The organism is Planococcus beijingensis, assembly GCF_016820615.1.
Lineage (GTDB): Bacteria > Bacillota > Bacilli > Bacillales_A > Planococcaceae > Planococcus > Planococcus notacanthi.
Genome location: NZ_JADHDZ010000002.1, coordinates 311,915 through 332,438, shown reverse-complemented (window position 1 = coordinate 332,438; position 20,524 = coordinate 311,915). Strand labels below are relative to the sequence as shown.

Sequence of the window (20,524 nt, the reverse complement as noted above, 5' to 3'; positions counted from 1 at the left end):
AATGAAGCCGAGATTCGGAAATCTAAGTAAACGACGTGGAAACTAACAAAAAGGGAGCCAATTATGGCTCCCTTTTTGTTAATTTATGGACTCGTATACCGCATCTAGTTTCTCTTCAAACACAGTAAAGTAAGTTTCTTTTTCTTCCTCTGATAACATTCCTAATTCTCCGCCTATCAGCCCTGATATCTTTTGGAGTTCTAATATTTCTCTACTTAATCCCAACGCTTCCATTTGCTTAGCGTCAATCGCCCTAAGCGCAATAAAGGTGAGATTCTTTTCATAATTTTCGTCAGCGAAACCGCCTCCGTAGTTCCAATGATTCCACGCCGTTTCTATGTACTCTTCCCCTTTAAACTTCTCTGCATCTTTTTTGGAATAATCTTCTGGGATTCCCCCTTCTACCGCAGCAAGGTTCACCCAGGCAATTACAGCTGCCAAAGAAGCAAAAATGACAAATGGTGCTGCAAAAATAATTTTCCTCAACTGCCCTGTTCCTTTCCATCTTTACTAATTAAATCGGCCATTTTTTGAAGCTCTTCGTAGCCTTTTGTGTAAACAACCGCTTTTTCTTCATCTTCAAGATCATCATAGGCTTTAAAGATTTCTTCTGTTTCAAGGATCCATTCTTCTAATGGTTCAAAATCATTCAACTCTTTCACTTCTTCCAGTCTTTGCACGATAGGTTCAGTTTGGCTTGAAGCATTTCCTTTTTTCCGATTCTCAGGTGATGGAATTTCGGCAGCATCAAGAAGGCGCCCCATTATAATGCCGACCTCTTGCGCTTCAGTCGCTTGAGGCTCTTCTCCATTTTTTCCCCAGCTGCGAGCGATCATGGCCTTCGTATCCTTATCAAATGTATAGCCGTTTTCATAAGTTACGCTATTAACAAATTCTCCTTCTTCACCTCCCTCTGGAAGTTCCCATTGATCAAAATGTTGTTTAATTTCTTTGTAAGGAGATTCCAGAATAACATCCTCCTCTGACTCATCGTCTGCAGCAGTAACTTCTTCTGATGAAGTTTGTGTTTCTTGAACTTCGCTCTGAGGACTTTTGGTTTCCTGTTCTTCTGTGCTTCCGCATCCTGACAGTAAAAAGATTGCTGAAACACCTAACATCATGCCATGTTTTTTCAATTCAATTCCTCCTAACTATAGTCTGATTATATCTCTTTTTTCTTACCAATAATTGGCGTTAGCATCCCCCACACCATAACAATAATTAACCCAAGAACTCTAACCCACAAGGGCTCATTACTAATAAACACCGAATAGACCATGTATATTCCCAACAACACACAAAAAATAATTATCCACCTTTTTTACTCACAGAAGGCTCCCCTTTTTACTGCATGAACTTAATAATTTCCGTTTTGATTTCTTCATGATGATCTTTCTTTTTCAATCGGCCTATCTGAAATCCAAATTATTTAGACAGCGTTTAACTCCTTCCATTCGCGCATATCACTGCAATGCTGTTCCAGTTGATTTGCTTAGTTGGTTATATTTTCGGGATAATCAAGGATTTCCAATAGTTTAATGGCGTTTCGAGTTACAGAAGGCCCTTTTCATGAATTTTATAATCGGTCAGCACTTCTCCGCTCTTAATCTATTTTTTTAAGCCATTTTGCAGATAAATTAATGAAGAAATAGTTTAAATTATCAGTATATGTTAAAATAAGTTAATTACTGAATGGAGGGATATTTTGTTTGGGATATTTGTAAAAAAAGTTAATTCTGATGTCGTGATTAGATGGCTATTAACAAAGATAACAATTCCAATAAGTGATATTTTAGCAGTTACTACGGATGACACTTATGGCGGAAAAGAGAAACAGGCAATAAGACTTGGAACACCATATGGCACAACCGATAGATTAGTTATCATCACGAAGGAAAACACTTATATTTTATTTACAACCAACTATACATCAATACAGAAAAAACTGAACTCCTACATCCAATCAGCTTGATAGCCGGAAAGTTAAATCTGGTACAGTTGAGTTGAATAAATTGATTAAGTAAAAAAAACCATAGTTGTTAGGAGAATCGTGATGCTGCAAAAGCATATTTTCAGATTAGGGGTCATTTCCTTTTTGTTGATTATTGTTGGATTAATATTGATGTTTTCTAGTGTTGCATTTGGAACTTCTTTAGGGGAATCTTGGCTCATAAACCAAGAAAATAGTATCGCTGACACCAGCCAATACATGATGATTATCGAAACTTATACAAATACCTTTTTAATTTCCGGCAGTATTCTCTTTGCCGCGGGTTTCCTGACAGCTATACTTACATATTTCACATGCCTATTTTTCAGTACCAGAGAATCCAAAATAGCACCTGAAAATAATATTAACGGAACGATCAGCAACCAATAATAAAATATGATGTTTCTCAAAAATATACCTTCCTCAAGTTACTTAATCAACCTTCTTATTATATGAAAAAGAGCGCTAATCTTTATTGCTAGATTAGCGCTCGCTGGCAAGATGTTTCATACTCCATTTACACCCCGATTATTCCGGCAAATTCAACTGCCAAGATACGCCGAACTGATCAACCAGCCATCCGAACTTTTTGCTGAAACCATAGTTATTTATAGGCATAAGTGCTTTGCCATTCTCCATCATTTTATTGTATAAGCTGTCAATTTCCTCTTCGGTATCACACGTAAGATAGATGGAAAAAGACGGGGTAAACGTAAAATCGTGGTCCACATGACTGTCAATACACATGAATTCTTGCCCCTTTAACGAGAATACAGCTTGTATAACTGTTCCTTCTTCACCCGGCCCTTCAGCTCCGTATCGAGTGATGTTTTTAATTTCTGAATCCTCTATGAGGGATGTGTAGTAATTCATAGCTTCTTCCGCAATACCCCCTTGAAACATTAAAAATGGTTTTAGGTTCTTCATATTTAGCTCCCCTATCTTCACTTAAATTTTTTTGGAACCAGTCGGCATATACTTCTGTGGCTCCAAGAAGAAAATCTGTGGAAAGATTCTATAAAATGAAAAGCCATGCTCTCCATTTTCATGCAAATTCAGTACATCATCCGCTGAAGACTCTCAATTATTAATAATCCCACTTCACTGCTTTGAACGCCGCAGTACCGCCAGTTGCATAAAACCGAATATCCTGGCTTCTAATTTCCGGGAAAATCCGGGCGGTAAACGTTTCTTCTCCATCGTCCACGAAAATTTCTACCGATGAAGAATCAACAAACAAATGAAACCTGCGAACATCTCCCGCAATTTGGCACTTCCTTATTGTTCCATACTTGCTTCCAATCACTTTGCCCGATAGTGTACGGTCCATTATAATTTTGCCCTGGGCTGCATCATATTTAATCACCGTTTTTTCTTCAGCACCAGCACGGAATTCTATGCCATATTCCAGGGCGTCTCTTTGTTCAAACTCACAGATAAGCTCATAAGTGACCCCTGAGATTCCCTCATACATTTTCTTTTCATCTGTAATTTCATCTTCTGCTTCGACTTTATTTTTCCGGAGTGACTGAAGTTCAGAAACCGGTTTTTGTATCAGTTTTCCGTCGCGAAGCGATAATTCTCTCATGATGGTCAAGCAGTTGGCCCATCCATTGATATCGCTGGGGTATTCGATTTCCGGCAACCCCATCCAAGCGACCATAAGACGTCTGCCGCTCGGATCCTTCATTGTATGCGGAGCATAAAAATCAAAACCGCGGTCAAGTTCAATAAAACTTCCGTGAGTCAATACCCGCCGTTTCAGATCAACCTTTTCACCCAGCACATAACCCGCCTGGTATATGTTTTGGTACAGATCCCCAATAGAATCAAGTCCCTGCGGAGAGAAAACCAGGATACCCTTATTTTCCATTTCAAAATAATCCGGGCATTCCCACATAAAACCGAAGTGGTCCAAGCTTGTGGCCAGCTCTCCTTCAAAATTCCATTCCAGCAAATCAGATGAACTTAATAAACAGACACAGCCTGTTTTATCGGTTCTTTGCGCGCCTATTACCGCATAAAACTTGTCGTCTTCTTTCCATAATTTCGGATCACGGAAATGCTCTGTATACCCCGCTGGGACTTTATCAAGAACTGATTTTTTCGATTTAATGATATTCCCGTCATCATCCATTAAGGCTATACACAGATAAGGATGCCTTTCAAGATTCTCATCTCGTGTATTGCCTGTGTACAACAAATATAAGTTTCCGTTATGCTCAACGGCACTTCCTGAATATGCGCCATGGCTGTCAAAATATTCATCCGGCTTAATCGCAATTCCGACATTCGTCCAGTTTACGAGGTCTGTTGATTTGGTATGATACCAATATTTCAAGCCATGAAAAGGCCCTAACGGATGCCATTGATAATACAAGTGATATTCACCATGATAAAAACAGAAACCGTTGGGATCATTGAGAAGCCCAGAAACGGGTTGGATATGAAACGTTTGCCGCCACGAACAGCTGTTAACCCTGGCAATCAACTTATCTATATCTTCTTGGCTGACCTGGTCAATTCGAATATAACTTTTCCCCCGTGGTAGTTCCATCTGATGAATGCTCCTTTTAGTAAAACTTGAATGTTGCCTTGCAGCCTGTACAGAATTTTTTGTCATAATACTCCTTTTAATTATGCAACAATTTCCATTCAACCTCGACTGAGAGCGCTTTCTTACTTAAATTATATTATTTCAAAGATTTATTATCAATGACACTTCCTTATATGAGCTAGTATTCTGACAACGTTATGAGCAGAATGTGTCTATCGTTGTCCGCATTCTTTTTCCATAATGTGCTATTACAATCTTTCTTCATAAATGGGTGGCATATGGGATTAGTAAAAACTGAAGCCTTAAAAACAGAGAGATAATACTTAATTAACAGCTTCATTATTTTTAATGGACTGCGTATAGTTACTTGCATGATACCGATAAATCAGATTCAATCATTCAAAGCTTTCACACCTCTATTGGACTTTAGTTTACTGCAAAATGGTGCCTTCGAAAGTTAAAGCAATTCAACTTTTGGAAGGCACCATTTCTCATTTACAGTTATCAAAAATAGATCAAACAGATTTAATTTTTTAGTTGCAACGCCATTGCATTGATCGCGACGATAACGGTTGACACTGACATCAGAACCGCTCCTGCCGCAGGAGCCAACGTAATCCCGATGGAGGCTAAAATTCCCGCAGCTACAGGAATTGCAATAAAGTTATAACCGGCGCCCCACACAAGGTTTTGTTTCATTTTACTGGTGGTTTTATTGGCCAATTCGATAAAGGATTCGATATCGCCTGGATTCGATTGCGTCAAAATTACATCTGCGGAATCGATAGCGACTTGAGTGCCGGCTCCGATTGCTACACCAACGTCTGCAATTGCGAGAGAGGGTGCATCGTTTACGCCATCGCCTACCATGATTACAGTTTGCCCTTTATTCTTTAGTGATTCAACTAACTCATATTTGTCTTGTGGGGATTGATTCGCTCTGTATTCAATATCCAGTTCTTCAGCCAACCCTTGGGCAGCTGTTTCATTGTCACCCGTAGCCATAATCGGTTGTATGTGGTAATGTTTCAACGCTTGTATCAGTGTTTTACTCGTTTCTTTTAATTCATCACCTAATGCGACCGTACCAATTGGTTTTCCGTCTTCGACCAATATACTTAATGTGGCCCCTTTCGGAACATCCATCGCCACGTCTTTTCCAAATGTCTTCTGACTGATTAATCTATAGTTGCGGCCATTAGCGCTGCCTTCCACACCCGCTCCTGACACGACGTCAATCGAATCGAAACGGACAGGCTGAATACCTTGATTCTCAGCGTAATGGACAATTGATTGGGCGATAGGATGACTCGATCCCCCTTCCATACCTGCCATGATTGCTGCAATTTCAGCTTCGGTATGTTGGACATTCAATGTTTCCATGTTCAATACCTTAAATTCCCCAGTCGTCAATGTGCCTGTTTTGTCCAATATCATCACATCGGCTTTATTGGCGAGCTCTAATGCTTCACGGTCTTTCACCAACAACCCGCGTCTTGCACCCAAACTGGTGCTCCGTGCAATTACTAAAGGGATCGCAAGGCCGAGTGCATGCGGACAAGCGATAACCAACGTGGTGACTGTAAAGAGAATAGCGGTTTGAATGTCTGCAATATACAACCAGACGACAAAAGCGATGAGGGCCGCTGCAATTGCAATATAAAATAGCCAGCCGGCTACTTTTTGAGCTAAATTTTCAGCTCTTGAAGGCTGATCTTGAGCCTGTCCAATCAAGGTTTGAACTTGGGAAATAAAAGACTGGTCGCCCGTCTCTCGCACTTCTACATACAAAACCCCTTCTCCATTCGTCGAACCGCCGATTACTGTGTCTCCAATTCCTTTTTCAACAGGCTTGGATTCTCCCGTCAATAAAGCTTCATTGATGCGGGAATCTCCTCTTTTGATGAGGCCATCAGCTGGAACGTTTTCGCCAGCTTGGACCCGGACAAGATCTCCAACTTTCAACTCGGCGAACGGACGCGTCTCAATCAAATCGTTCTCCAATACCACATGTGCATCTTTTGGTACAAGCTCAGCAAGTGATTTTTGCGCATCTCCTGCTTCACCGACAGCTTTCATTTCAATCCAATGGCCAAGAAGCATAATTAAGAGCAACGAAGCGAATTCAAAGAAGAAATCCATGATGTGGCCGTCCGTCGCATAACGGGCAAGTACTGCATAAATACTGTACAGGTATGAAACGGACAAACCTAACGAAACCAAGGCCATCATGCCTGGAGCCTGTTGTTTGAATTCGTCTATTGCACCTTGAAAGAAAGGTTTCCCCCCAAAAATCAATAAGATGGTTGCCAATACAGCGACCAAAATATCCGAGTACGGAAAAGTGAATTGAAAGGGAAGCCGAACATCCATCATCGGCGACAATAACAGAATGAGGATGCCAATCGGCAGTGATCTTAAGAAAATTCCTTTAAAATCACCGTGATGATGGTGTCCACCCTTATGTCCGCTATCATTGGAATGCTCATGATGTTCGTGCTGCTTGAGTGAATTGCTGTCGTCATGAATCCCTTCTTCCACTTGCTCTTCATGGTAAGAATGCCCAATGTGTTCTGAGTGGCCGATCTTATGGTCATCTGATTGTTCATGATGATGGCGATGTTCTTTCTCCTTCTTTGCCATTCAATACGCCTCCCTCGAGAGTAATTGCTTCTTTATATAAAGCATACCCATACTCCTGTACTTTATTTGCCATGTAACAACATAAAATAGTTGAACCCAAGATACGTTTATATCTATGCATTTTAGAACGGGTTGCTTTGTGTACGCAATAAGTAGTCGGATCAACCCGAACTCAATATATACGCTTTACAGAACAAAATAGAAGAAGCTCTGATACAAGGATAGTCGTAGTTAAAAGAATACTTTCTACATTCACTTGACCGACTCGCATGGTATAGCCATTTTTTCAGCTGGTTGAACGAAGGTGCGCTGGCGATCCGGCCATCCGTACATTTTTCATGTTTTCAACTGCCACTATACAAGTGATTGTATCCTTTGTAGTATAAGGTAAAGCAATAAACGAAGAGGAGAATATCTTATGCCTAAGATGGCTTTATTAATCATTGATGCCCAAAATGAGATGTTTGAGCAAGCCAACCCTGTCTATCAAAGCGGAAAGTTGCTCGAGAATCTGCAGGCATTGATTAAAAAAGCGCGTTCAGCTGATGTTCCTGTCATTTACGTGCAGCATAATGATCCGGGCCTTATAAAAGACACGGACTTCTGGCAAATCCATCAGTCAATCACTCCCGAAGTCGACGATTTCGTTGTCCAGAAATGGGCGCCGGATTCCTTTCATGAGACAAAGCTGTTGGAAGTATTAAAAAATAAAGGCATCAAAAATCTTGTTATTGCAGGCAACCAGACCGAACATTGCATTGACGCAACGACGCGCAGCGCCAGCAACCTGGGATTTGACGTTATTCTTGCCAAAGACGCGCATGGTACCTGGGACTCCGAAGCGATGAGCGCTGAGCAAATCATCAATCATCACAATGAGTTACTGAGCATTTTTTCCACACTGCAAGACACGGACGACATCGAATTTGTGGAATAAACTCAACCTATAATGGGATATGTTTGTTGTTTATCTAAACCGGTTAGTTAAGGATCGCAATAACGAAAATAGAAGTTAACACCAAATAATCAACGCATTCTAGTTGGAGTTGAAAATGACGAAGAACTTTGCAGAACTAAGATGCTGAAACTTTAGTAGAAGACGTGGGATATAACAAAAGGGAACCCATTCAGGTTCCCTTTTGTTAATTTATTGACTCGTATAGAGCGTGCAGTTTTTCTTCAATTCCGGTATGGTAAGCTTCTTTTTCTTCCTCAGATAACATTCCCACTTCTCCGCCCATCAGACCTGATATCTTTTGAAGTTCTGTTATTTCTCTACTCAACTCCAACGCTTCCATCTGCTTATCGCCAATCGATCTAAGCGCAATAAAGGTGAGATTCTTTTCATAATCTTCGACAGCGAAACCGCCTCCGGAGCTCCAATGATTCCACGCCGTTTCTATGTACTCCTCCCCTTTTAACTCGTCTGCGTCTTCTTTGGAATCATCAGAAAAGGACTGTTTGTAAAAGTATCCCTTTATGAATGCTTTAAAAACAGCCGAAAATAGACAGAAAAAGATGATTGCAAAATGATTCAATCACCTTACAATCATCCTTCGATTTTCTAATAGCTCCTGGCAATTCCTTCCCGTTACATCTTTCGTGTTAATGGGATCCAGATTTCCGATACATAATCATCACTGTATGGATCTCCTTCAGGATAAACTTCCATCTCAGCGGTACCTGCGTTCTCGTATTGATTTGATGGGAACCACTCTGAAAAAATTTGTTTCCATACTTTTTGAATGGCATCAGGCATAGCTCCCCGCACTTCGAAAACGCCCCATTTAGCCGCTGGCACCTCCAGCTGCATTAAGCCTTCCGGTGCTTGCTGTGAGCTTTCGGCAGCAATCCAGTAGTCCATCGCCTTGCCATCCTGGTAGTCCGTACAGATACCCAACAAGCCGTCAATCTCTCCGTCTTTCAGTGCCGCAATCTCTTTACTCGTTCCGTCTCCGTTTAACTCCATCCACATCTTTGATATGCCCGTCATGTTCTCTCCATCCCGTAATGAGAATTCTCGCTTCACCCCAATTGCCCGGAAGCTTTCCTTTTCCACAATGCGGTATTTCATCGGATCCACCCCTTTCAAATTTACCTGGATTACCAGGCGGTTAAATGATTGCAGCTCTCCTACATGCTTTCTGGCTTCACTCGGAGACACCCCGTGCTGCCGCCGAAACGCCTTTGAAAAAGCTTCAGGGGTATCATAGCCATACTTATAAGCGATATCGATAATCTTCTGGCCAGTGGCTGATAATTCCTGGGCAGCTAAAGTCAGACGCCTTCTGCGCAAATAGTCAGCTACTGAACAATCCGTCAAAATCGAAAAAGTCCGCTGGAAATGAAACACAGAAGAATTTGCCTGCTTGGCAATCTGCTCAATCGTCACCGGTTCGTCGAGATGCTTTTCCATATAATCAATGGCACGCTGCAACGATTCGATCCACCCCATAGCCATCCCCCCTTATACTTATCATACCAAATGCCGTATGCGCCATCCTGTCCGTTTGTGCTCACTATGGACAGATGAAACAATTACTTCACCCTTATTTATTAGGATTAATGATAAAAGAAAAATGTTCGTGATAGTCTATTTGTAAAGAGAAAAAGGAAGCGCAGTGCTGATTAGCATTGCCTTCCTCTTTGCCTGTTACCCATAATATAAAAGTTTCTCTAAAGCATTCTGGCCATGGAACTTGGAAAATCATCTTTTATTACAAATTGCCGATGATTTTATATGTTGCTTACGACCATTTTTCATCGTCATCAATCCATTGCCTATTTTTCAAGTCGTATGATCGATATTCATCGTGAAAAACAAAATAAGATGGCAAACCTACCGAAGCCCCAGCTGCTGTTTTCCAGCATTGATGGAACCAGTCAGCAAATATTTGTTGTTCTTCAGGTACCAGAGTTTCTTCATTTTGCTCGTAAAAATCAAAAAAATCATCCAACTGAACGTCGTTTACCTGATAATACGCTGTGTCTGTGATGACGGTGGTACTTCCTGCAAAAACCGATGGATCAGTTCCTTCAAAAAAGATTTCGTTAGCTTCATTGTCCATTGAGAACATGGTGATTGATACTTCAAATCTCGTTGGTTCAATGTATGCAGTGAAGTCCAATAAACTTATTTTCGAATAAAAATTGTATGTAGAAATCTTCTTCAGATTCTCGACTACTAAATCAGATTTCTCCTCAAGATTGGCTTTCATTGAACGAATATAATCTTCAACAGTAAACATTCATCATCCTCCTATACTTCATTAAGCGACGAATTAATTTATATTTTATTTGGCTCAATTCTCCATCATTTTTTTTAATTCACGATGGCTATATTCTGTAGCAAACACGCCCGTTATCATTTCATTGATGTACCGGATAATATCCAACTCATCATGATCGTCCTCTTCACCGTCTATGTAAACGAACTTCACGTTGGATAAGCCTTTTTTGATCATTTTCTTCCCAGCTCTTTTTTTCCATATCCCATATAATGCTGCCCTAAATCTGTATAGTTCCTAACAATATAAGGATAATATTCGATTGACCTTTTTAATAAGAATTCGTAATGAGCCTTGTCATTGCTCTGATAGTGGTCGGCAAGCAGCAGCGAAATAATGGAGGCCATTTCAGGATCGGCTTCTCTCTGTATTTCTTCGGCTTGCTCCACCAATTCGGCATCCAGTTCTCCTTTGTAACACGGAGTAAATGAAAGAATCAGGAGGAAGTACAACAAATTGTTTTGGTGGTAATACAGAGCAGTCCTGGCAAAGTCAGATGCCTGTTCATAATCTTCAATTGGCACCAATGTTTCCAATATAATCAAACGATTCCATCCCTCAATGTTATAGGGATTCTGCTCGACATAGCTGATTAATAACTTTTCAGCTGTCTCTAGCTTCCGTTCAGACATCAATGCAGTGATCTGTTTTTGTAGTTCCTTATCTATCATTTTTTCACTCCAATGTTCTTACGGGATATCTCTCTCCCGCGTTTACTTTGATTAAGAAATAAAAAATATTGTTCCTCCCTTATTCCCACCAGCCGCTAACAGGAATCGACAGGCTTTCATTCAATTGAAGCGTATCTCCTATTTTCGGCGTCAAGAGCTTTACCTCTTTGGCTTCCGCTTCTTTTACTGCCCGTTCTATCGGATCCGACCAACTGTGCCGCGCAAGAGTAAATGCTCCCCAGTGCATCAACATCATGTTTTCGGACTTCAAATCGATACTGGCCTGTACCGATTCTTCCGGCTGCATATGTGAATCTGGCCAGCGGCTATCGTATTGGCCACCCTCAATTAAAGCGATATCAAAAGGTCCGTATTTATTACCGATTTCTTTAAAATGTGCATCATAGCCACCGTCGCCACTGGTATAGAAACGGGATTGGTTTCCGATAATCACCCACCCTCCCCAAAGTGTGGAATTTTGATTCAAGATTCCTCGTCCAGAGAAATGTTTGGCTGGAGCCAAGGCGATCGTCAATCCTTGGAACTCTGTTTCATCCCACCAATTCAATTCCGTAATCTTATCTTCTTCAACGCCCCATTTCACCAAATGATTGCCGACTCCATAAGGGACAAAGAAATGGGCAACTTTGCTCTTCAGTCGTTTGATGGACTGATAATCTAAATGGTCATAATGGTCATGCGTGATAAAGACAGCATCGATAGGAGGCATCTCTTCGATCGTATCCAACAGATCGTCACTATAGCGCTTTGGCCCGATAAAGGAAACCGGTGAAGCTATCGGTCCCAGCATGGGATCAATTAAAATTTTCTTATTATCGAGACTTAGGATAAAAGCAGAATGCCCCAACCAAGTCAGGCTGTCTTCTTCAGCATTGATTTGGTCCCAATCGATTTCCGATAGAGGAATTTGGCCGGTTGGGCTCCTTTCATCACTGGCTGAGTTGGGCTCTTGTTTTGTGATGGGACTGCCAGCAGCCACGATTTCCGATGGCAGATTAATGAATTTGCCGTCTTCATAATTCGCAAAGGTTTCATAAACTTCTTTTTGTTCCTTGCTTGGATTGCTCCCAAAAGTCGGATAGATATTGGTAAACACTAAAATCCCCACCCCTAAGCCAACGATCAGCATCACTAAATAAAACAGTATTTTCGTTAGCTTTCTTTTTTTGCTTCTTAATGCATCCTGTCCTTTTTGTTTCGTTAGTGTTCGATGGCTTTCGAAATTCGACATTCTATCCCTCGCCTCACATTATTGGCCAGTAACTGATGCTAGCTCAAACTCACTTCCAGTATACCTCCACATAAAGCCGCAAAGAAAAGATTATCGTTCATAATTTGCCAAAAAATGTTGCCTTTTATTTTTAATTTGAAAAGTCCGTTTGTGAAACTGCTCGGTGAATCCCTCACATGAATTAATCAATTACAAGAGATGCAAAATAAAAAAGACGAAAGGAGCTGACTCCTTTCGTCTTTTAATGCTTATAAGGCATTTTTTACGGTGTTCCGGTAATAGCCGACTGTCAAGAAAGCAAAGATCAGATAAATTAATGTGTACATGGCCATAGCAACAAAAGCTGCAAAGGCGATGTCTGATTGGAAGAAAGAAGAGAGCACTTTAATGGCGAAGATGGCATGCACTAATCCAAGTACAAGCGGCAAGCCAAAAACAAATACCTGTTTTTTGATAATGCCGCGCATGATATCATTCACACTAAATCCAAGCTGGCGCAAGGTGCCATAGCTTTTCTTTTCCTGTTCAGCTTCCGTCATTTGTTTGAAGTACAAAATACTGCCTGTCGAGACCAAGAATACAAGTCCTAAAAAGCCCGATATGAAAATCAACAGTCCATTCGTTTCAATCGCTCTCTGGTAGGCGGAATAATAGTCAATGTGCCCACTTGTATTATAGCGTTGCACATAAATCTCAGACGCCGCTTCCAGATCCGCTGAATCGGTAATGGTAAATCCATCTACCCGGCTCATTTCTGCCTGGCCTGTCGCTGTAAACTGATCTTTTAATTGCTCATAGGTGTTTTCATTAACCACTAATTGAGAGTAAAGCATCGTCCCATTGATGCTGTTGCCTTCCGCATATTCTGCGATTTCGATTGTGGTCTTTTCGTCATCAGCTAAATGCAGCGTCAACGGCATTTCCATCACATCTCTGAACATGGAAATCGATGAAGTGCTATAGAAAATTGCCGATCCATCCGCAGGAGCTTCTATATCACTTCCAGCTTGCTGCAACTGCTTATCGCTGACAATGGCGATATACAATTCATTGCTTGGAACAGGCATGGCCCCTTCTTCCATTCGACCGAACAACACGATTAAGTCGATGGCCCCATGGGTATGGGAAATTCCTTTTTCATCAAACTCTTTGCTCAATTCAGTGGCTTCCGTCTCATTTTTTTCAAAAATGAAGTCGAAAGGCATTTGCGAACGGGTTTCATGTTCAGTGGCATAGTAGAAAGAATAAGCGCCAGCAAGCATCGTCAATGTCATGGCGGAAAGAATCGTGATGATGGTCAACGAATTCGCATTTTCTTTTAACCGGTGCATCAATGGAGCCAAAGATAAACTGTTGGATAAGCCTAGATGGCCTGCTTTTCCATCACGGATTTTGTAAAATACCCAACCGATGGTGACGCGGAAAATCAGGTAGGTCCCCACACCAATCGATGCTAATACAGCCAGTATATTAAAAAGAAATAAATCATTCAGCATATTGTCCGAAATGAGATAACCTAAAACGATTAAGGCGATGCCGAGAATCGCCAGAAAAGCAGCATTTCTGGTTTTCGGTTTTTTCGGGTGTTCTCCGGTTTTTTCTGTGTTGAACAAGGACAAGAGGGTGTTGCGGTAAACGGTGGAAATCATTTGAATGGTCGTAAACATGAAAATTCCAATGAAAACAAAAACGGTTTGAATGACAGCAGTCATTGAAAACGAAACATCGATCATCAGGTCATAACCGATCAGCTTCATGAGCAGCAATAGGAAAACACGTGATACCAACATTCCCACAATAATCCCTAATACAAGTGCTGCGATGCCCAGCAAGAAATTTTCAATAACCAAAAGTCGTGCAACGACTCTTTTTTTCAATCCAATCAACTGGTAAAGCCCAATTTCCCGGCTTCTTCTTTTCAGGAAAATCGAGTTGGCGTAGACCACAAAGATGCCGGCAATGAAGATCAGCAGGATTCCTGCTGCCAGAAAAGCCGTACTCATCTGTTCGTTTTGTGCAAGAACCGCAGGGTCGTGCTGCAACGTAGCGAAAACGAAGTACAGCACCACACTGAAAATGAGTGCGAAAAAGTATAAATAATAATGTTTGATGTTTTTGCGCATGCTGCGGAAAGCGAGATCAAAGAGCGTCAATGCTTTCACCTCCGAGCACGGCTTGGATATTTAAAATTTCCTGGAAAAAAGCTTGTCTCGTTTTATCTCCTTTATAGAGCTCCGTGTAGATATTGCCGTCTTTCAAAAATACGACACGGCTGCAATAACTTGAAGCCAGTGGATCATGGGTAACCATCATAATCGTTACGCCACGCTTCTCATTGATATCTGCCATGGTGCCAAGCAACGATGAAGCGGATTTGGAATCGAGCGCTCCAGTCGGTTCATCCGCAAAGACCATTGAAGGCTGATTGATCAGTGCACGCGCTGCAGAAGTGCGTTGCTTTTGTCCGCCTGAGATTTCATGCGGATATTTATCAGCAAGATCTGCAATTCCCAATATATCGGCGATCGTACGGAATTCCGCTTCCGCCAACTTCTTTCTCATTTTGCCGAGTGATACCGGAAGCAAAATGTTTTCCTTAACGGTCAAGGTATCCAGCAAGTTATAATCCTGAAAAATAAAGCCCAGCTGGTTTCTTCGGAATGCGGCCATGGCGGCATCTTTCATCTTCGAAATATCCGAGCCGCTGATGAGGATCGTCCCTTCCGTGGCCCGGTCGATCGTCGCAAGAATATTGAGCAAGGTTGTTTTGCCGGCGCCGGAAGCGCCCATGATTCCAACAAATTCGCCTTCTTCTACGCGCAGATCTATTCCTTTCAATACTTGCTGGACATTGCCCTTCGAACCAAATGATTTTCGGACGTTTTGAGCATATAAGACCGTTTTTTTCGAGACTTGATCAGTAGTTTTTGATTTTCTTTTTAAAAGTGCCATGCTTTTTGCCTCCCTGTTTTCTTCTATCCTTATACTACCGCGTAACAATTCGGCAGTCGTTTGATTCGCATGACAAACAGGGTGTACAAAGTGACAATGTTGTCACCTGCGAATTTGATCAAAATCGTTTTCCATTGTGAATCCCATTTCCAAAGTCGCCCCTTTGCCTTTTGTTGAAATCGCCGACAGCCGGATGCCGATTTTTTCGGATACTGTTTTGGCCAGGTAAAGCCCGAGCCCGGTCGCCGTATTATGGAGCCGACCCATGCCCCCTGTAAAACCTTTATCGAAAATACGCGGCATGTCATGATCTGGTATGCCCGCTCCTTGATCTTTGATGGACAAAATGCAATGTCCTCCGGCTTCTGTGCGTGTCGTAATAAAAATGGTACCGTCTCTCGGGCTGTATTTCACAGCATTCGACAAAATCTGACGTACTATAAAACGACACCATTTCCTGTCTGTCACAACGTTCGTTTCCAAGCCTTCCATTTCAATTGCCAAGTTCTTTTCCCGGCACCAAGACATCAGCTCCCGTACTTCTGCGGCTATGATTTCTTGAAGAGGAACTCTCTCCAACACATAATCCGATTCTAAAGAGGACAGCCGGGATATGTATAATTGTTGATCGACCAATAAAAAGATGCGCAGCCATTCTGCTTCGATTTTGCGTATTTGCGGATCTTTGCGGTTTGCATCAATGACGAGTTTCATGGCGGTAAGCGGGGCTTTCGCTTCGTGAACCCATCCGGCGATATAATCATCTTGGATAATCGTATTTTGCCGAACTTCACTCAATTGTTTAGAGAACGAAATGCCTGCACTTTGCAAAATGTCGTTTACCTGTTCATCGCGCTCGAATATTGGATCAGGCAAGGCTTCGTACCAGTCAGTCTCCGTTTCTTCTTCCAGTAATGCCAACTGCCGAATATACGCTGTCTCCCGGTAGTACCGCCAACTGATAAATGCAATAAAAGCAATCAGCAGTAATGCATTTACGTAAACCAGCGAAGAAATTTCCACGTCAATTCCTGGATCCAACCACAGCAACAAATCAGCTGATAAGAGAGACAGGAAAAAAAAGAATATCCAGCTTTTCATATCATTTATATAGCTGAAAAACATAAAATCCCTCCATCATGAAGTAACGGCTACATAACCCAGCCCTTTTTTCGTCAGTATCGCTTCCCCTAGACCCAGATTCGCCAGTTTTTGGCGAAGCCGTGTAATATTGACCGTCAAGGTATTGTCGTTTACGAATCGTTCATCATCCCATAAAGCTCGGATCAACTCATCACGGGAGACGATTTCTCCTTTTGCCTTCACCAAAACAGTCAAGATGAAAAATTCATTTTTGGTCAGTTCTTCTTCTTGCCCATCCAAACGAATCATGCCGCGTTTCAAATCGATCAATGCCCTGTTCCACTCCATGGTGTCAGGAGATTCTTCTCCATAAGAATACACTCTTCTCAATGTGGCTTGTATTTTCGCAAGCAGGACATCCGAGTGAAACGGTTTTTGAACATAGTCATCCGCTCCCATCTGCATCGCCATAACCATGTCCATTGGGTGATCGCGTGAAGACAGGAAAATAATCGGCACTTTCGAAATCGAACGAATCTCACGGCACCAATGAAACCCGTCGTAAACCGGCAATTGGATATCCATAATGACTAAGTGTGGTTCATCTCCCCTAAAATCAGACATGACGTCTTGAAAGTTTTCCGGTCCTGAAATGTGCATGCCCCACTTTTCCAAGTTTTCTTTTAATGATTGAAAAATGGCCAGATCGTCCTCTACAATGAAGATTTTCATTTCCATTTTTAGGCACTTCCTTTCTTTCTCCTAATTCTACTAAAAACCCGTTCAAGCAATCAATCAATAGCAAAACCGAATCCGATCCCTATAACAGATCGAAAAGTGATTTTACACATTAAATTTTCGGTTATACATAAAGTCCGGCACAAGCATTAACGAATCGCTTACGCCGGACTCTATTCAATCAATGAGTTTTAATTTCCCGTTTATTTCTTTTTTACTGCTATTTGTTGAGCAAAATGACGAAAACCATCACTACGGCAGCTAATGCAATGCTAACCGTAGCCCATCCAATTTTGACCTTAGCTAATAACCGGTCAACTGTAAAGAAGGTAATAGCCGACACCAGGCTCATAACCAGTAAGATGGATCCAAATAAACAATGGAAAACGAGCGAAATTATTTCACGCCGAACGGTTTTCTTGCTTATCTTTCTGCTGATCCAGTCACTAAAGAGAGAAGCCACCAATCCATAGGAAATGGCAAACATGAAATTCAAGTAATACATGTTTGCGAATCCATTTATTGAAAAATCAAATCCGCCAGATACTGAAAAAATAAAGGCGAATAACAAACTACTAACAACTGCCGTTACGATCTTTCTTTTTAAAGCCGTAACAATTCTTTCTCCCGTGTTGTGAGTGTTCAAATAAAGCGCTCCCTTGGCTGGTATCTATATTTTATCCATTTACCGCTATTAAACGGTCTTCTATATTATTCCTTATTTATCGGCATCCAACAATACCAGTCACCAGAAAAGATGACTGGTATGGCAATCTTTAGTTTGCTGCACCGACCAACATCGGTTCACGGTAAGCTACAACTTGTTCTTCGAGGCGGAAATAGCGCTTGTACCAAATCAGAAAAGTGAAGATTGTCCACACTTTACGGCCGTTATTGGAGTTTCCTTCGTAGTGGTCGTTCAACAACAACATGATTTCATTTGTATTGAAAAAGTCAGCAGCATCCGCACTTAAGAAATATTCTTTTATTTGGCGGTAAAATCGTTCTTCCCGGATCCAATTGCGGATCGGCACCGGGAAACCGATTTTCTTGCGTGCAGCAAAAAATTCAGGAAGGGCTTTTCGTGCTGCAAGGCGCATCGCATGTTTTGTTTCCGTTTTAGTGATCCGGTATTTGGATGGAATCTGTTCTGCGATAGCCATCACTTTTTTATCCAGGAATGGCACACGCACCTCGAGTGAATGGGCCATGCTCATCTTATCGGCTTTCAACAAAATATCGCCCACCAGCCATAGATTCATATCCAGAAATTGCTTTTTCGTCAAATTGTCTTTGTCTTTTACTTGATCGTAATAGGGAGTGACGATTTGTTTAATGGACGGACCGTGCTGAAACGGTTCTTTGACGATCCTTTTCGCATCCGTCTCACTGAATATATTCGCTAGTCCGATAAACCATTCTTCAACAGGGAGACCGGCATGCATCAAAAATTGTTTACCGCGCATTTCGGGAAGTTTGGAAGCAACTCTTCCTGCGGGTCTACGGACGATGCTCGGGATTTTCCCGTACTTTTTCATCAATGGTGTCATGTCATAGGCTTCATACCCACCGAACAATTCATCTGCCCCTTCCCCCGATAGAATGACAGTGACGTCTTTTTTGGCCAGTTCGGCCAGAAAGTACAGTGGCACAATCGATGGATCTGCATGCGGTTCGTCCATTTGGTACTGAATATTTTCCAATTGCCCAAAGCAGGCATCCGCATCCAATACAGCATGGTTGTTTTGGATTTCCAGTTCATCTGACAATAATTTCGCATTGTCGATTTCCGAGAAATTTTGGTCGCTGAATCCTACTGTAAACGTTTTGTTTGGCTTTAATACGGAAGCCACATAACTGGAGTCAACGCCACTCGACAAAAACGATCCGACTTTCACTTCACTGACACGGTGGCTGAGGATGGATTCCTGAATGGTATCATCGATTTCATCCACCAGCTGCTCCAGTTTCCGGTCGCTTGATTGAAAATCAGGTGTCCAGTATTTCTGGAGCGTTACTTCTCCCTTTTCATAGACCAAATAATGGGCAGCCGGTAATTTAAATATCCCTTTAAAAAAAGTTTCATCCAAAACAGAGTACTGGAATGAAAGATAAGGCAGCAAAACGTCTTGATTGAACGCTTTCTGAAAACCTGGATGCGGAAGAAAACTTTTGATTTCAGATCCGAAAAGAACGTATCCTTCATTTTTCCATAATAAAGCGGTTTGATGCCGAACATATCCCGCCCTGCTATTAGTTTCTTGTTTATCCGGTCCCAAATGGCAAAAGCGAACATGCCACGCAATTTGGGGAGAATGGCTTCTCCATACTCTTCATAGCCGTGCAGAATCACTTCACAATCTGACGCTGTTTCAAAAACATGTCCTTTGTCCATCAACTCTTTACGGAGTTCCACAAAATTATAAATTTCGCCGTTAACCATCGCAACCAACGAATTGGATTCGTTATGAAAAGGCTGTCCTCCGGTCTCCAAATCGATGATACTCAAGCGCCTGAAGCCGAGAGCTGCATCCCCTTCGAAAAACTCTCCCGCTGAATCAGGACCTCTGTGTATAATTCGATCCATCATATTCGTCAAATCTGTTTTCATGTCAGCTGTTTTTCCAATAAACCCCGTAAACCCGCACATTTCCATTCTCCCTTTTAATAAAAAATAAATTTCTAAGCCTTTGTGCAATACTTGTTTATTTCACTACCCTAACCAGTTGGGTGTCGTCTACATCAAAATCCATCAGTTTGATGCTGGGGTCTTTTTTGTATTCCACGATTGCCATGAGCTTTTCTTCTCCTTGGATTTTCGCCCAATCAGCATCGTCGACAATTAAAAATTTCTCAACGTATGCTCTGCCATCACCGATGATCGAGTTGCCCCCATAGCTTGCTTTTAGGTTTTGGCCATCCAAGCTCAATTGTTCCCGTTCGGTTTTTGCATAGACGACAGCTTCTCCTTCTGAAAGCTTTGTAACCGATGAGATGGCTTTTGTTTTATCTCCGCTGGTGACTTCTCTCAACAATTCTTTGTCCGCAATAGCTTGAGCTGTTTCTTCACTCAAAACCATCATCCATTCTCCAGCCTCTGCCACTATTTTTATCGGGTATTGGCTCTCGTCGATCAACTCATCCTTCTCCTGTTCCAATGCTTCGGCTACCTTCTCTTCATCCCCGTACAAAATGATTCCATTCGCTTTTTGAAACAAACTGCAGCCAGTCATTAATGTTCCTGCCATGATTGCTGCGGCGCATACTGATAAGGTTTTCTTCAATGCAATCTCCCCTTTCTCCTTTTTTTCATAAGTTGCCTTTAACACTTTATGTAAAGCTGCTCTTGCT

General features: G+C 41.7%; 20 protein-coding genes and 1 pseudogene. 3 read left to right on the top strand and 18 right to left on the bottom strand.

Going from position 1 to position 20,524, the window contains the following annotated elements; translation table 11 throughout:
* Positions 1-78: 78 nt before the first annotated feature.
* Positions 79-486: a hypothetical protein gene (locus IRE19_RS07835; RefSeq protein ID WP_203339908.1), complete on the bottom strand. Its 408-nt coding sequence runs from the start codon at positions 484-486 to the stop codon at positions 79-81.
* Complete coding sequence (locus IRE19_RS07830; protein WP_203339907.1) at positions 483-1,136, bottom strand: hypothetical protein; 654 nt, start codon at positions 1,134-1,136, stop codon at positions 483-485. Before IRE19_RS07830 ends, IRE19_RS07835 begins: the two co-directional genes overlap by 4 nt.
* Positions 1,137-1,705: 569 nt before the next feature.
* Between IRE19_RS07830 and IRE19_RS07825 the strand changes: the two genes are divergently transcribed.
* Both IRE19_RS07825 and IRE19_RS07820 read left to right on the top strand, forming a co-directional pair.
* The gene (locus tag IRE19_RS07825) at positions 1,706-1,972 is read left to right on the top strand and encodes a SunI/YnzG family protein (protein WP_203339906.1); all 267 of its coding nucleotides are present in this window, start codon (positions 1,706-1,708) and stop codon (positions 1,970-1,972) included.
* 81 nt (positions 1,973-2,053) lie between these two features.
* Complete coding sequence (locus tag IRE19_RS07820; protein ID WP_203339905.1) at positions 2,054-2,380, top strand: hypothetical protein; 327 nt, start codon at positions 2,054-2,056, stop codon at positions 2,378-2,380.
* A gap of 138 nt (positions 2,381-2,518) precedes the next feature.
* Here the strand turns inward: IRE19_RS07820 and IRE19_RS07815 are convergent, their stop codons facing one another.
* The 3 genes from IRE19_RS07815 to IRE19_RS07805 all read right to left on the bottom strand — a co-directional run bounded on the left by IRE19_RS07815 (position 2,519) and on the right by IRE19_RS07805 (position 7,190).
* Positions 2,519-2,917, bottom strand: a complete 399-nt coding sequence (locus IRE19_RS07815) for a VOC family protein (protein ID WP_191715765.1) — start codon at positions 2,915-2,917, stop codon at positions 2,519-2,521.
* A gap of 160 nt (positions 2,918-3,077) precedes the next feature.
* Entirely contained in the window at positions 3,078-4,547 is a 1,470-nt protein-coding gene (locus tag IRE19_RS07810) for a glycoside hydrolase family 32 protein (RefSeq protein WP_203339904.1), read from the bottom strand.
* A 525-nt stretch (positions 4,548-5,072) separates the two neighbouring features.
* Positions 5,073-7,190, bottom strand: a complete 2,118-nt coding sequence (locus IRE19_RS07805) for a copper-translocating P-type ATPase (RefSeq protein WP_203339903.1) — start codon at positions 7,188-7,190, stop codon at positions 5,073-5,075.
* A gap of 418 nt (positions 7,191-7,608) precedes the next feature.
* Between IRE19_RS07805 and IRE19_RS07800 the strand changes: the two genes are divergently transcribed.
* Positions 7,609-8,127 carry a cysteine hydrolase family protein gene (locus IRE19_RS07800; protein WP_203339902.1) on the top strand — a complete coding sequence of 173 codons (519 nt, stop codon included), beginning with the start codon at positions 7,609-7,611 and terminating at the stop codon, positions 8,125-8,127.
* Between the two features lie 205 nt (positions 8,128-8,332).
* Here IRE19_RS07800 and IRE19_RS07795 read toward each other — a convergent pair whose 3' ends face one another.
* The 13 genes and pseudogenes from IRE19_RS07795 to IRE19_RS07735 form a co-directional block, all read right to left on the bottom strand.
* Positions 8,333-8,728, bottom strand: a complete 396-nt coding sequence (locus IRE19_RS07795) for a hypothetical protein (protein WP_203339901.1) — start codon at positions 8,726-8,728, stop codon at positions 8,333-8,335.
* 53 nt (positions 8,729-8,781) lie between these two features.
* A complete protein-coding gene (locus IRE19_RS07790) occupies positions 8,782-9,645 on the bottom strand; it encodes an AraC family transcriptional regulator (RefSeq protein WP_203339900.1) in 864 nt (287 codons plus the stop codon).
* 292 nt (positions 9,646-9,937) lie between these two features.
* The gene (locus tag IRE19_RS07785; RefSeq protein WP_203339899.1) at positions 9,938-10,438 is read right to left on the bottom strand and encodes a hypothetical protein; all 501 of its coding nucleotides are present in this window, start codon (positions 10,436-10,438) and stop codon (positions 9,938-9,940) included.
* A gap of 54 nt (positions 10,439-10,492) precedes the next feature.
* On the bottom strand, positions 10,493-10,654 hold the full coding sequence (locus IRE19_RS07780; protein WP_203339898.1) for a hypothetical protein: 162 nt from the start codon (positions 10,652-10,654) through the stop codon (positions 10,493-10,495).
* Positions 10,651-11,148, bottom strand: coding sequence for a hypothetical protein (locus IRE19_RS07775; RefSeq protein WP_203339897.1), 498 nt, complete (start codon positions 11,146-11,148; stop codon positions 10,651-10,653). Before IRE19_RS07775 ends, IRE19_RS07780 begins: the two co-directional genes overlap by 4 nt.
* 79 nt (positions 11,149-11,227) lie before the next feature.
* Positions 11,228-12,313 (bottom strand): MBL fold metallo-hydrolase, encoded by a 1,086-nt coding sequence (locus IRE19_RS07770; RefSeq protein WP_203340052.1) that lies wholly within the window; start codon positions 12,311-12,313, stop codon positions 11,228-11,230.
* A gap of 335 nt (positions 12,314-12,648) precedes the next feature.
* Positions 12,649-14,553, bottom strand: coding sequence for an ABC transporter permease (locus IRE19_RS07765; protein ID WP_203339896.1), 1,905 nt, complete (start codon positions 14,551-14,553; stop codon positions 12,649-12,651).
* On the bottom strand, positions 14,540-15,352 hold the full coding sequence (locus IRE19_RS07760) for an ABC transporter ATP-binding protein (protein WP_203339895.1): 813 nt from the start codon (positions 15,350-15,352) through the stop codon (positions 14,540-14,542). The genes IRE19_RS07765 and IRE19_RS07760 overlap by 14 nt, the downstream gene beginning before the upstream one ends.
* A gap of 102 nt (positions 15,353-15,454) precedes the next feature.
* Complete coding sequence (locus IRE19_RS07755) at positions 15,455-16,477, bottom strand: sensor histidine kinase (RefSeq protein WP_238943120.1); 1,023 nt, start codon at positions 16,475-16,477, stop codon at positions 15,455-15,457.
* A gap of 12 nt (positions 16,478-16,489) precedes the next feature.
* Positions 16,490-17,173, bottom strand: coding sequence for a response regulator transcription factor (locus tag IRE19_RS07750; protein ID WP_284700309.1), 684 nt, complete (start codon positions 17,171-17,173; stop codon positions 16,490-16,492).
* Between the two features lie 220 nt (positions 17,174-17,393).
* The gene (locus IRE19_RS07745) at positions 17,394-17,819 is read right to left on the bottom strand and encodes a hypothetical protein (protein ID WP_203339894.1); all 426 of its coding nucleotides are present in this window, start codon (positions 17,817-17,819) and stop codon (positions 17,394-17,396) included.
* Positions 17,820-17,949: 130 nt separating this feature from the next.
* Positions 17,950-19,823: pseudogene (gene asnB, locus IRE19_RS07740) on the bottom strand (asparagine synthase (glutamine-hydrolyzing)).
* 55 nt (positions 19,824-19,878) lie between these two features.
* Positions 19,879-20,457: a lipoprotein BA_5634 family protein gene (locus tag IRE19_RS07735; protein WP_203339893.1), complete on the bottom strand. Its 579-nt coding sequence runs from the start codon at positions 20,455-20,457 to the stop codon at positions 19,879-19,881.
* Positions 20,458-20,524 lie beyond the last annotated feature (67 nt).

Coding starts and splice junctions, on each gene's coding strand:
- IRE19_RS07820 (WP_203339905.1), top strand. CDS start 2,054: ATGCTGCAAAAGCATATTTTCAGATTAGGGGTCATTTCCTTTTTGTTG.
- IRE19_RS07815 (WP_191715765.1), bottom strand. CDS start 2,917: ATGAAGAACCTAAAACCATTTTTAATGTTTCAAGGGGGTATTGCGGAA.
- IRE19_RS07810 (WP_203339904.1), bottom strand. CDS start 4,547: ATGGAACTACCACGGGGGAAAAGTTATATTCGAATTGACCAGGTCAGC.
- IRE19_RS07805 (WP_203339903.1), bottom strand. CDS start 7,190: ATGGCAAAGAAGGAGAAAGAACATCGCCATCATCATGAACAATCAGAT.
- IRE19_RS07800 (WP_203339902.1), top strand. CDS start 7,609: ATGCCTAAGATGGCTTTATTAATCATTGATGCCCAAAATGAGATGTTT.
- IRE19_RS07790 (WP_203339900.1), bottom strand. CDS start 9,645: ATGGGGTGGATCGAATCGTTGCAGCGTGCCATTGATTATATGGAAAAG.
- IRE19_RS07785 (WP_203339899.1), bottom strand. CDS start 10,438: ATGTTTACTGTTGAAGATTATATTCGTTCAATGAAAGCCAATCTTGAG.
- IRE19_RS07780 (WP_203339898.1), bottom strand. CDS start 10,654: ATGATCAAAAAAGGCTTATCCAACGTGAAGTTCGTTTACATAGACGGT.
- IRE19_RS07775 (WP_203339897.1), bottom strand. CDS start 11,148: ATGATAGATAAGGAACTACAAAAACAGATCACTGCATTGATGTCTGAA.
- IRE19_RS07760 (WP_203339895.1), bottom strand. CDS start 15,352: ATGGCACTTTTAAAAAGAAAATCAAAAACTACTGATCAAGTCTCGAAA.
- IRE19_RS07755 (WP_238943120.1), bottom strand. CDS start 16,477: ATGTTTTTCAGCTATATAAATGATATGAAAAGCTGGATATTCTTTTTT.
- IRE19_RS07750 (WP_284700309.1), bottom strand. CDS start 17,173: ATGGAAATGAAAATCTTCATTGTAGAGGACGATCTGGCCATTTTTCAA.